A 12,007-nucleotide genomic window follows, 5' to 3' on the forward strand; every position below is an offset into this window, starting at 1 on the left:
GTCTAAATAGGCTGATTCAAGGCATTTACGGGAGAAAAAATCGGCTCAAACATGAAGAAATGAAATGACTGAGTCAGCCGAGAAGAATTTCCCCGCTTATTCGCACCTTCCCTAAACGACAGGAAATATATGCATATTGTTCACACTGAAGCAGACGGCGGCAAAGGCGGGCAGCCTCTGCGCATTATCAACGAATCGCTTGGGATGATTCAGCGTGGCCATCAGGTGACTCTCCTTTGTCCGGAAACTGCGCCGCTCCACGCGCTGGCACGCAATGCCGGTTTGACGGTAGTCACGATGCCGTTAAAGCGTAAGAACCTTAAAAACCTGCAGGTGCTGCGTCGCTGGATGAAGGATAACCGTCACTCGATTGACGTCATCAACAGCCATAACTCTGCCGATACCTGGCTGGTGGCGCTGGCGAATCTGACGCTGTCCAACCCTGTACCACTGGTGAGAACCCGTCATGCGTCCGGCGTACCGCGCAACAACTGGACGACCCGCTGGCTCTTCCGCACGGCCTGCGCGCATATCGTGACCACCGGCGAGGCGCTGCGCCATCAGGTGGCAGATATTGGCGTGCCGATGTCTCAGAGTACGTCGGTGCCAAGCGGTGTCGATACGCAGCGTTTCCATCCGGGAGATAAGCACCAGGCCCGGGTTCATTGTGGTTTGTCGCAGGACGATTTCTGGCTGGGCGTGGTATCGCATTTACGCCCGAACAAAGGCCATAGCGTACTGCTGCGCGCCCTGGCGAAAATTGACAATCCACACATCAAGCTGGCGATTGTCGGCGAAGGTCCGCACAAAGCGACGCTGGAACAGGAAATCACCGCCCTGGGGTTACAGCAGCGCGTGGTCATGGCGGGACATCAATCCGATCCGGAACGCTGGTTCCCGGCCTTTGATATTGCGCTCAGCCCTTCGCACGATATGGAAGGTGTTCCGCAGGGCGTGCTGCAATCGTTAGCCACCCGTATTGCCACCATTGCGACGGATGCGGGTGGAACGGGAGATGCGGTGATTAACGGGCAGACGGGAGTGCTGGTCGCGCAGCGCGACGAAAACGCGCTGCACGATGCCATAATGAAACTCTATGACGACTCAGCCCTTCGTGAGACGCTCGCGCAACAGGGATATGACTACCTGAGCACGCACTTTACCCGCGAATGTATGCTGGACGCGATGGAGAAAGTCTTCTCCGATGTCGCTCAGCGCAGCAAATCACGATAAAGCGCCTGTAGCTCTTTCGCCATTCTGTCCAGGGTGAAGGGCTCGGCGGTTGCACGCGCAGCGGCGGAGTAATCGACACCCTGTTCACGGCCTTTCAGCCACAGCGAGATGGCCTGCTGGTAGCCTTCGCTGTCCAGCGCGTCCCGCACCCAGCCGTTATGACCCTCGGTTATCCACTCCGCCGCGCCGCAGCCGTGGCTGGTAAGCAGCGGCAAACCACAGGCCAGCGCTTCCACGCAGACGTTCGGGAAGGGATCGTACAGCGTCGGCAGGATAAGGGCATCCGCCGTGCCATAGACTTCACGCACGTTGGCAACGGGGCCCAGGAACTTCACTCGTGAGGAAATCCCCAGCGCCTGCGCCAGCTTTTCGAACTTCCGCGCATGTTTATCGCGGCCGGCAATCAGCAGCCAGACGTCAGGATGCGACACAATGGCGCGCAGCGCGGTGGCGACGCCTTTACGGCTGAAGCCTGACCCAACATACGCCAGCACCGGTGCGTCAGGAGGAATACCCAGGACATCACGCTGCGAAAGGGCGCGGACCTCAGGGCTAAACTGAACGGTGTCCACGCCGTTGTAGATCACCGTCAGCTTGTCGTCCGGCAGCCCGAAGCGCCGCGCGATATCATCGCGCACCATCTTCGAATTACAGATCACCTTGCGCAGCTGCGGATGGGTAAACATCTGCGCCTCGGCCTGCAGAATGTAGCGGTGATAGCGGCTCAGAGATTGCGCCCAGCGCGCCAGCGGCGACAGAATGCGGCCATATTGCTCAAGCCAGGTGGCGTGAACACCGTCGCCCGCCCGGAAGATGGTGGCTCCCGGTATGCGTTCGTGGCTTTGCACAATATCAAACTGCGCAAAATGCGCGGCGGCTTCGAGGGCAAAACCGGATTCACGCGCGATGCGATTACGAAACGGCGGATTGACCGTCAGCGTTTTCCAGCCTGCGGCATCCTCCCACTGGCGAGCAATCAGCGTGACATCAAGGGAGGTATCCTGCGCCAGCACGTTTAGCGCACGTGAGACAAAACGCTCTGCGCCACCGTTGGGGTTGTAGGTCTGTCGGACAATAGCCAGCTTCATGCAGGTGTTTCCGTTTCCAGAAGCATCGTATCAATGGCGCTCAGCACCTGCTGTGGGGTGATGGCCGTGATGCAGTCAGAGACACCGCTGTCTCCGCAGCCCGCTTTGCCGCACGGCTGGCAGGTAAACCCGGCAACGATTACGCGATAATTTACCCCCCACGGCGCCCATTTGATGGCGCCGGTAGGGCCAAAGATGGCGACGGTTGGCGTACCGACGGCGCTCGCAAGATGCATTGGCATGGAATCCACGCCGAAGTACACCCGGGCGTGCTTCATGAGCGCACCCAGCTCTTTCAGGTTCAGCTGACCGCTTAAATCAAAGACCGGCTGGGTGAGGGCTGCGCGCAGCGCATCCATATAGGCCTTCTCTTCTTTTGACGGCGCGGCGGAGAGGACGATCGGCAGGCCGCGCGCCGCCAGGTTATCAATGGTCGCTGCCAGCTTTTTGATATCCCAGGCCTTAAACATCCAGCGCGAGGTCGGGTGAACCAGAATGTAGGATTTACTCGTGAGCCCAAACCCGGCCAGTTTTTCGGCCACAGAGGCTTCTGCCGCGTCACCGGGCACAAAAAGCGTATGTTTGTCTTCGTCGGACTGCGGATGAATGCCGATCCGGCGCAGGGCATCCAGATTAACCTCCACCATATGACGGCTGTTGTCCTGAATCGCCGGATAGAGCGTGGTGAACGATTTCACCCAACGGCGACGCGCCAGGCCACCGCGCTTATCCGGCTTAAAGCCGACGGAGACGCGCGGTTTCAGGCGACGCGCCAGACGTGCGCCGTGCCAGTGTTCGGTCAGGTTAATCAGCACGTCATACTGACGGCCTTTCAGGGTGTTCAGCAGGGCGCGGTAGAGGCGGAATTGTTCAAACCAGCCCTTCTTGCGCCAGTTGCGCCCAATAGTGTGCACCTGGTCGATATGCGGGTGGCTGGTCAGCATCGCCTGGGTATCGTCATAAACCAGCGCATCGACTTCCACGTTCGGCCAGTTCTTTTTCAGCACGGTAAAAACCGGCGAGGTAAGCAAAACGTCACCGTGGTGACGAAGCTTAATAATCAGCACGCGCTTTGGCGGGCGCTCCGCTGAGAAAAAATCAGACATAGGCTCTCTCTGCTGCCAGCAAAGGCTCTAATTGCGCAAATACCGCAGCGGCGCTGAGATCGCTCAGCTGCGATGAGTGTTCCGGGCGGCAGATATATTGATTTTTTCCATAGCCGCCGATAAGTCCCGGGTCCGTTGGGCCGTAAAGCGTAATATTAGGACGGTCCAGCGCCGCCGTCAGGTGGCTGAGTCCCGTATCCACGGAGACCACAGCCGTAGCGCCTGCCAGCGCCTGAGCGACGCCATCCAGCTTCATGCGCGGCAGAACGTCCACATAATCAAACCCTGCCGCCAGGCGTTTGGCGCGCGCTTCTTCATGGGGAGCGCCCCACGGGAGTTTGATACGTAACCCCGCACTTCCCAGCAGGCCGATCAGTTCGCGCCAGTGCGCTTCCGGCCAGTGCTTGTCGTCGCGGGTCGTTGCATGAAGGAAAATCAGGTAGGGTGCGTCTGTTTGTTGCGAACCGTGCAAAAAATGCTGCGAAATGGCGTAATCGCCCTGCGTTTCCGGCTTTGCATAGCCAAGACTCTTTGCAAATAGCTCGCGGATACGTTCCACTGCGTGCTGCTGCTTCGCGATGTGGTGGCGGCGGTTATAGAACAGGCTCGCCAGCGGTTCGCGGGCGGTTTGCCAGTCCATGCCGTGCTTTACGCCGCGCGCCAGTCGCGTCACCAGCGCGGCGCTTTTGACCAGCCCCTGCGCGTCGATGATGGCATCATAACGCTGCGCCTGTACCGCCTCGCGGAAGGCTTTGCGTTCGGCTTTAATCGGCGCGGAGAACCACGCTTTCCGCCAGCGGCGAATCGCCACCGGGATCACGCGGTCAACCGCTTCATGCCAGGTGGGGATCTGCGCGAAGCCCTCTTCCACCACCCAGTCAAAACGAATGCCCGGTACGGCCTGCATGGCGTCCGTCAGTGACGGCAGCGTGTGCAGAACATCGCCCATCGACGAGGTTTTAACGATCAGTACCCGCATTCGTTATCCTTCTTCGCTCAACAGCAGTTCGTTAAGCTCTTCAAGAACGCGCTGCGGGGTAATGTCGATCAGGCTCTGATGATAACCTTCAGCGGCATCGCCTTTGCGCACCTTGTGGTAGCCGGTGATCAGGCGAATAACGCGCGCTTTATGGGAAAGCGGAGGCGTAAAGTCCGGGCTGCTTGGCCCATACAGTGCCACCAACGGACGGTTGAGCGCAGCGGCGACGTGCATCAGGCCTGAATCGTTGGTAACCACAGCGTGGCAGGCAGCAATCAGGATAACCGCCTGCTCAAGCTGCGTTTCTCCCGCCAGGTTGCGGCACCAGGCCTGCTGTTCATTACTGAGCGTCGCGAGAATTTCGTTGCCCGCCTCATGGTCTTTTGCCGAACCGAACAGGACAATCTGGTAGCCTTCGTCGATCAGCTGTTTCGCCAGCTCTGCATAGTGGTAGTGCGGCCAGCGTTTTGCCGGGCCGAACTCGGCGCCAGGGCAGAAGCCAATCATCGGACGTTCAGCCGAAAGGCCAAACGCGCTGCAGGTCTGGGATTTTTCACCGTCGTTAACCTGAAGCTGGGGCCAGAGCAGCGGCTGCGGCAGGTCTTTCGCGCTGCGCATCACGCCTTTGTCATAGGCCAGCGCCACGTAGCGCTCCACCATTAATGGCCAGGCCGCTTTATCCAGCACGCGCGCATCGTTCAGCAGGCCGTAGCGCATTTCGCCGCGCCAGCCGGTGCGATGCGGAATGCCCGCAAAGAAGGGCACCAGGGCAGATTTAAAGGAGTTGGGCAGAACATACGCGCGATCATAACGCTTCTCGCGCAGGCTATGGCCGAGCTTGCGGCGTTCGCCAATTTCCAGCGCCCCGTGGCCGAGCGGCATCGGGATCGCTTCATTCACTTCCGGCATACGCGATAACAGCGGACGGCACCACGCGGGTGCCATCACGTCGATTATCGCCTGGGGATAGCGCGCCTTGAGCGTGCGATAGAGACTTTGCGACATCATCATGTCGCCCACCCATGACGGGCCGATCACCAGAATCTTCATACTTACGCGTCGCGGTTCAGCCAGGCCATATACTCCGTTACGCCTTCGGCAACGGTTTTGAACGGCTTGTCATAACCCGCTGCGCGCAGGTTAGTCAGGTCAGCCTGGGTGAACGCCTGATAGCGGCCTTTCAGCTTGTCCGGGAACGGAATGTACTCGATGCTGCCTTTTTTGTGGTACGCCAGCGTGGCGTCAGCCACCGCCTGGAAGGACTCTGCGCGGCCGGTACCCAGGTTGAAGATGCCGGACACGCCGTTTTCCCAGAACCACAGGTTTACGGCCGCCACGTCGCCCACGTAAACGAAGTCACGCTTAAAGCCGTCGCTGCCTTCGAAGAGTTTTGGGCTTTCACCGTTATTCAGCTGGGTGTTCAGGTGGAACGCCACGCTCGCCATGCTGCCTTTGTGGCCTTCGCGCGGTCCGTAGACGTTGAAGTAGCGGAAGCCGACGATCTGCGAGTTCGCTTCTGGCAGTACCTGACGCACGTACTCGTCGAACAGGAATTTGGAGTAGCCGTAGACGTTCAGCGGCTGCTCATATTCGCGGGACTCGATGAAGTCCGAGGTGCGCCCGCCGTAAGTGGCGGCAGAAGAGGCATACAGGAACGGAATTTCACGCTCCAGGCAGTAGTGCAGGATCTCTTTGGAGTACTGATAGTTGTTGTCCATCATGTACTTGCCGTCCCACTCGGTAGTGGAGGAGCACGCACCTTCGTGGAAGATGGCTTCGATCTCGCCGAACTCTTCGCCTGCCATAATCTGGATAAGGAAGTCTTCTTTATCCATGTAGTCAGCGATGTTCAGATCCACCAGGTTGACGAACTTGGTGCCGTCTTTCAGGTTGTCAACCACCAGGATGTCGGTGATGCCTTTGTCATTGAGAGCCTTAACAATATTGCTGCCGATAAAGCCTGCGCCGCCGGTAACGATGATCATAACTGTAACCTTTGAAGTGTGGAGCCCGGGGACAATCCCGGACGCTAATGTTTCTATCATATCATTAGTATGGCTGCCCTTCAGCCATTCACCGACATAGCGCAAGGGTACACGTGATTTATGCTGCAAAAACGACAAGAGATGACGTGTCATCTCGTCATGAACTATAGGTTTGGGTAATATGTCCCGAAATTTGCCGAGTCTGGAGAATTGCAATGCGTGGTGATTTTTACAAACAGTTAAACAGCGACCTCGAGACCGCACGTGCGGAAGGGTTGTTCAAGGAAGAGCGTATTATCACGTCTGCACAGCAGGCGGACATCACCGTTGCCGACGGCAGCCATGTGATCAATTTTTGTGCGAACAACTACTTAGGTCTTGCGAATCACCCTGAGCTGATTGCCGCGGCAAAAAACGGCATGGATACCCACGGTTTTGGTATGGCCTCCGTACGCTTTATCTGCGGTACCCAGGACAGCCACAAGCAGCTTGAGCAAAAGCTGGCGAACTTCCTCGGAATGGAAGACGCGATTCTCTACTCCTCCTGCTTCGACGCCAACGGCGGCCTGTTCGAGACCCTGCTCGGCGCAGAAGATGCGATTATCTCCGACGCCCTGAACCACGCCTCCATCATCGACGGCGTGCGCTTGTGTAAAGCGAAGCGTTTTCGCTACGCCAACAACGACATGGTTGAGCTGGAAGCGCGTCTGAAAGAGGCCCGTGAAGCGGGCGCTCGCCATGTGCTGATCGCCACCGACGGCGTATTCTCCATGGACGGCGTGATCGCCAACCTGAAGGGCGTGTGTGACCTGGCGGATAAATACGACGCGCTGGTGATGGTCGATGACTCTCACGCGGTCGGTTTTGTCGGCGAAAATGGTCGCGGCTCCCACGAATACTGCGACGTAATGGGTCGCGTGGACATCATCACCGGCACGCTGGGCAAAGCGCTCGGCGGCGCATCCGGCGGCTATACCGCTGCGCGTAAAGAGGTGGTGGAGTGGCTGCGTCAGCGCTCGCGTCCGTATCTGTTCTCCAACTCCCTGGCACCGGCGATTGTTGCCGCCTCCATCAAAGTGCTGGAGATGGTGGAGTCCGGCGCTGAACTGCGCGACCGCCTGTGGTCCAACGCGCGTCTGTTCCGTGAAAAAATGAGCGCCGCAGGGTTCACCCTGGCCGGTGCTGACCACGCGATCATTCCGGTGATGCTGGGTGATGCGGTCGTGGCGCAGAACTTTGCCCGCGAACTGCAGAAAGAAGGGATTTACGTCACCGGGTTCTTCTTCCCGGTGGTGCCAAAAGGTCAGGCGCGTATCCGCACCCAGATGTCTGCGGCGCATACGCCTGAACAAATTGAACGTGCGGTGGAAGCCTTTACCCGCATCGGTAAACAGCTGGGCGTCATTGCCTGAGGACGTGTGATGAAAGCGTTATCCAAACTGAAAGCGGAAGAAGGGATTTGGATGACCGACGTGCCGGAACCGGAAGTCGGTCATAACGATCTGCTGATCAAAATTCGTAAAACGGCTATCTGCGGTACTGACGTTCACATCTACAACTGGGACCAGTGGTCGCAGAAAACCATTCCTGTCCCGATGGTTGTCGGTCACGAATATGTCGGTGAAGTGGTGGGTATCGGCCAGGAAGTGAAAGGCTTCAAAATCGGCGACCGCGTCTCCGGTGAAGGTCACATTACCTGCGGCCACTGCCGTAACTGCCGCGGTGGGCGTACGCACCTGTGCCGCAATACCATCGGCGTGGGCGTGAACCGTCCGGGCTGCTTTGCGGAATATCTGGTGATCCCGGCCTTTAACGCCTTCAAAATCCCGGACAATATTTCTGACGATCTGGCCTCCATTTTCGATCCGTTCGGTAACGCCGTGCACACGGCGCTCTCCTTCGATCTGGTCGGTGAAGACGTGCTGGTCTCCGGCGCGGGCCCCATCGGCATTATGGCGGCAGCCGTGGCGAAGCATGTAGGTGCGCGCAACGTCGTGATCACCGACGTGAACGAATACCGCCTGTCGCTGGCGCGCAAAATGGGCGTCACCCGCGCGGTGGATGTCTCGAAAGAGAGCCTGACCGACGTGATGGAAGAGCTGGGCATGACCGAGGGCTTTGACGTGGGTCTGGAGATGTCCGGTGCGCCACCGGCGTTCCGCACCATGCTCGACACCATGAACCACGGTGGCCGTGTCGCGATGCTGGGTATCCCGCCGTCGGATATGTCCATCGACTGGAACAAAGTGATCTTCAAGGGGCTGTTCATCAAGGGCATCTATGGTCGTGAGATGTTTGAGACCTGGTACAAGATGGCGGCGTTGATTCAGTCCGGCCTGGATCTGTCCCCGATTATCACTCACCGTTTCTCCATCGATGAGTTCCAGCAGGGCTTCGACGCGATGCGTTCCGGCCAGTCAGGGAAAGTGATTCTGAGCTGGGATTAACCGCGAAAGCGCCTTCGGGCGCTTTTTTTACGGCCTCTTCACGTTTCTTACATCCGCAATCAGATTATTTCGATTTTTCCTTCGCTTTTTTACCCGCACACTTATAAAGTTTGTTGACGATCCGTTTACTTTACAGAGCCTATGTTCAAGCTTACCGTTTGTTTATTGACCTGTAATTCTGCGCGTTTGCTGCGCGAGGTGATTCCTCCGCTGCTGACGGTGGCAGATGAAATTGTCGTTCTGGATTCCGGCAGTACGGATGCCACCCTCTCTATTTGCCGCGAGTACGGCCTCTCCCTTCATCATCACCCCTATGCTATGCATGGCGTGCAGATGAACCATGCGATCGATCTGGCGAGCAATGACTGGGTGCTTTGCATGGATAGCGACGAGATCCTGGACGCGGAAACGGTCGACTTTATTCTGACCCTGAAAGCCGGGGATGAACCTTCCGCCGATCGCGCCTGGCGTATCGCCCGCTACTGGCACGTGCTGGGGGAGGAGGTGCGTACAATCTATCCTGTTTCCTCGCCTGATTTCCCGGTGCGGCTGTTCAATCGTACCCAGGCTCGTTTCAACCAACGACCCGTAGATGACAAAGTTGAAGGTAAGATTGTCGCCGTGAAAATGCCGGGGCGGGTGCGTCACGACACGTTTTATAACCTGCATGAAGTGTTCAACAAGCTCAACAGCTACACCACCCGGCTGGTGAAGTACCAGCCGGCTCGGCCTTCGATCGGACGCGGCATCATCAGCGCCATCGGGGCGTTCTTCAAATGGTATCTGTTCAGCGGAGCCTGGCGTCAGGGCAAGGTTGGGGTCGTGACGGGTCTGTATGCCACAGCCTACAGCTTTTTGAAATATTTCAAATCCTGGTATCAGCATCAGGAGAAAAAAGAGCCCGTTGCGAATGAGCAGACGGACTCTCAGATTGCGAAATAAGCGTCAGGCTTTCTTACCCCATCCCTGCCACTGCTGCTGGACATATTTGACCAGCGTACTGTTACTGATGCTCTCTCCGATGACAGAGAAGAAGCGGGTCGCGTAGACCGGTTCAAGCGGCTGCTTCGGTACGCAGCGCTTCACGCCGCGGAACGGATTACGCGGCGCCGTCGGGACGGGCTGCGCAGAATTCGGCGTAGAGGTATCCACCTGCGGCTCATTCAGCAGATCGCTCGGGCGCACCAGCGTGATATCGGAAGGTAAGGTCGGCAGCATTTGCTGCAGGACGCGGACTGTAGACGGGTGGGGGTGACCGATGGCAATGGCCGAACCATTGCGGCGGGCCAGCTGTACCGCGCGATTAAACTGCACGCGAATATCGGCTTCGTTCTGGGTATCATCCAGGAACACCTTGCGCTTAATCACCTTTACGCCCGTTCCCTGAGCGGCGCGCATCGCCTGGCTGTTGCCGATGGTCATGCTGTCGAGGAAGTAGAGGTTGTAACGCTCCAGCGCCTGCATTACTTTGAGCATCCCGTACAGGCTCGACGTCATCGCGCTGCCCATATGGTTGTTCAGCCCTACGGCATACGGCACCTTGTTGTAGGCGTCTCGGATGATGCGCTCGATCTCCTCGCTGCTCATATCCGGGCGCAGGGTATCTTTTTCCAGCGGCTGCTTGCTGAGCGGGGCCATAGGCAGGTGGATGAGAACCTGATGCCCGCTGCTGTGGGCTTTGGTCGCCATCTCACGCGCGTGGGGGGCATTCGGCAGGACGGCAACGGAGATGGCCGACGGCATCGCCAGCACCTGGTTTTCATAATGTGGGCGATAACCGAAGTCATCAATCACGATAGCGAGCTTACCGGCGTATACCGGTGCAGCCAGCGCCAGCGCGCTGACGACGGAGAAAACGATTCGACGAAATTGAAGCAAAACTTATCTACCCAACCACGGCTGTGGATTGACCGCCTGACCCTGACGACGAATTTCGAAATAGAGTGACGGGCGGCCCTGACCGCCACTGCTGCCCACAAGGGCGATGGGTTGGCCAGCGCGCACCTGCGTGCCGACGCTGACCAGCGCGCTCTGGTTGTAGCCGTAAAGACTCATGTCGCCTTTACCGTGCTCGACCACTACCACAAGCCCGTAACCCTGCAGCCAGTCGGCCAGAATCACGCGGCCATCGGCGATGGCTTTCACTTCGCTACCTTCAGACGCACCGATAACAATCCCTTTCCAACGTAGCTCACCCTGCAGCTGTTCGCCATAGCGATGCAGAATTGAACCGCGAACGGGCCAGAAAGCCTGACCGCGAGGAGAGCCGAGGCCGCCGGTACGCGACATCAGGGAACGTTCACTTTCGCTTGGCTTGTAGGTCGTGCCTTTGCGGGAGGCTTCCTGCTGCTTGTCGCGAACGGCCTGCGCCTCGCGAGCCTCTTTTTCGGCGCGCGCTTTCGCCGCGGCTTCCGCACGGGCGATGCTGTTGCGCAGTTTTGATTCGTTGGCGCGCATTTCGCTCAGCTGGCTCTGCCCTTCCTGAATGGAGGACTCGAGACCGGCCAGGGTTTTCTTGCGCTCGTTGCGCGCCTGCTCAAGCTTTGCCTGCTGGGCCTGCTGATCGTAGAGCAGCGTCTGCTGCTGGCTCTGCTTCTCTTCCAGCTCGGCTTTTTGCGTGGAAACCTCTTCGCGCGTCTGCTTCAGCTGCGCGATCGTCTCCTGACGCGCCTGGTTCAGATAGCCAAAGTAGGCCTGCAGGCGCTGGCCGCGCTGGCTCTCTTCGCCGCTGAGGATCAGCTGGAGTCCGGTATGTTCACCCTGGCGGAATGCGGCATCAAGCTGTGCGGCAAGGTTGCGCTCCTGCGCATCGCGCTGGCGCTCCAGTTTGGCAATCGACGCGTTCATCTCGTCGATCTGCTTATTCAACTGGGCAAGGGTGTTTTGCGTTTCACGGAGTTTACGCGTGGCAGCGGAGATGGCCTCTTCCTGCTGCTTAAGCTGGGCGAGCAGGGCGGCGCGCTGTTGCTGCTGTTGGCGTACCGCACGCTCTTTGGCGGCGATATCGGCCTGAATGGATTTCAGCTGGTCGCGGTCATCCGCGTGGGCGGATGCGGCGCACAGCAATACGCCAGCGCTGAGTGCGCTGGCGTAAAACAGAGGTCTGACTGATAACCTAAGCGGCTTCACGACCCATGTGATTGAAAAAATCGCCTTTCCCCTCATGGGG

General features: G+C 58.3%; 11 protein-coding genes. 4 read left to right on the top strand and 7 right to left on the bottom strand.

The window, feature by feature from the left end; all coding sequences use genetic code 11:
• Positions 1–129 precede the first annotated feature (129 nt).
• Positions 130–1,233: a glycosyltransferase family 4 protein gene (locus FHC52_RS20635; protein ID WP_045406931.1), complete on the top strand. Its 1,104-nt coding sequence runs from the start codon at positions 130–132 to the stop codon at positions 1,231–1,233.
• Here the strand turns inward: FHC52_RS20635 and FHC52_RS20640 are convergent.
• Genes FHC52_RS20640 through rfaD form a run of 5 tightly spaced genes read right to left on the bottom strand, consistent with a single transcriptional unit; the run spans position 1,212 to position 6,391 of the window.
• Positions 1,212–2,321 carry a glycosyltransferase family 4 protein gene (locus FHC52_RS20640; protein WP_025910594.1) on the bottom strand — a complete coding sequence of 370 codons (1,110 nt, stop codon included), beginning with the start codon at positions 2,319–2,321 and terminating at the stop codon, positions 1,212–1,214. The two genes, FHC52_RS20635 and FHC52_RS20640, sit on opposite strands and share 22 nt — an antisense overlap.
• Positions 2,318–3,427: a putative lipopolysaccharide heptosyltransferase III gene (rfaQ, locus tag FHC52_RS20645; RefSeq protein ID WP_023294805.1), complete on the bottom strand. Its 1,110-nt coding sequence runs from the start codon at positions 3,425–3,427 to the stop codon at positions 2,318–2,320. The genes FHC52_RS20640 and rfaQ overlap by 4 nt, the downstream gene beginning before the upstream one ends.
• Positions 3,420–4,406 carry a lipopolysaccharide heptosyltransferase RfaC gene (gene rfaC, locus FHC52_RS20650; RefSeq protein WP_126288175.1) on the bottom strand — a complete coding sequence of 329 codons (987 nt, stop codon included), beginning with the start codon at positions 4,404–4,406 and terminating at the stop codon, positions 3,420–3,422. Before rfaC ends, rfaQ begins: the two co-directional genes overlap by 8 nt.
• 3 nt (positions 4,407–4,409) lie before the next feature.
• Entirely contained in the window at positions 4,410–5,456 is a 1,047-nt protein-coding gene (gene rfaF, locus FHC52_RS20655) for an ADP-heptose--LPS heptosyltransferase RfaF (RefSeq protein ID WP_008502706.1), read from the bottom strand.
• A 2-nt stretch (positions 5,457–5,458) separates the two neighbouring features.
• Positions 5,459–6,391, bottom strand: a complete 933-nt coding sequence (gene rfaD, locus FHC52_RS20660) for an ADP-glyceromanno-heptose 6-epimerase (protein WP_008502707.1) — start codon at positions 6,389–6,391, stop codon at positions 5,459–5,461.
• A 215-nt stretch (positions 6,392–6,606) separates the two neighbouring features.
• Here rfaD and kbl point away from each other — a divergent pair, with 215 nt between their 5' ends.
• From kbl to FHC52_RS20675, 3 genes are all read left to right on the top strand, one after another.
• On the top strand, positions 6,607–7,803 hold the full coding sequence (gene kbl, locus FHC52_RS20665; RefSeq protein ID WP_023294809.1) for a glycine C-acetyltransferase: 1,197 nt from the start codon (positions 6,607–6,609) through the stop codon (positions 7,801–7,803).
• A gap of 9 nt (positions 7,804–7,812) precedes the next feature.
• A complete protein-coding gene (gene tdh, locus FHC52_RS20670) occupies positions 7,813–8,838 on the top strand; it encodes an L-threonine 3-dehydrogenase (protein WP_126288173.1) in 1,026 nt (341 codons plus the stop codon).
• Between the two features lie 141 nt (positions 8,839–8,979).
• Positions 8,980–9,780 carry a glycosyltransferase family 2 protein gene (locus FHC52_RS20675; protein WP_008502710.1) on the top strand — a complete coding sequence of 267 codons (801 nt, stop codon included), beginning with the start codon at positions 8,980–8,982 and terminating at the stop codon, positions 9,778–9,780.
• A 3-nt stretch (positions 9,781–9,783) separates the two neighbouring features.
• Here the strand turns inward: FHC52_RS20675 and FHC52_RS20680 are convergent, their stop codons facing one another.
• Together FHC52_RS20680 and envC are read right to left on the bottom strand one after the other, a co-directional pair.
• Positions 9,784–10,716, bottom strand: coding sequence for a divergent polysaccharide deacetylase family protein (locus FHC52_RS20680; RefSeq protein ID WP_095442849.1), 933 nt, complete (start codon positions 10,714–10,716; stop codon positions 9,784–9,786).
• Between the two features lie 3 nt (positions 10,717–10,719).
• The gene (envC, locus tag FHC52_RS20685; RefSeq protein ID WP_025910576.1) at positions 10,720–11,979 is read right to left on the bottom strand and encodes a murein hydrolase activator EnvC; all 1,260 of its coding nucleotides are present in this window, start codon (positions 11,977–11,979) and stop codon (positions 10,720–10,722) included.
• Positions 11,980–12,007 lie beyond the last annotated feature (28 nt).

This window comes from Enterobacter sp. EC_64 (assembly GCF_019584165.1).
Taxonomy (GTDB): domain Bacteria; phylum Pseudomonadota; class Gammaproteobacteria; order Enterobacterales; family Enterobacteriaceae; genus Enterobacter; species Enterobacter roggenkampii.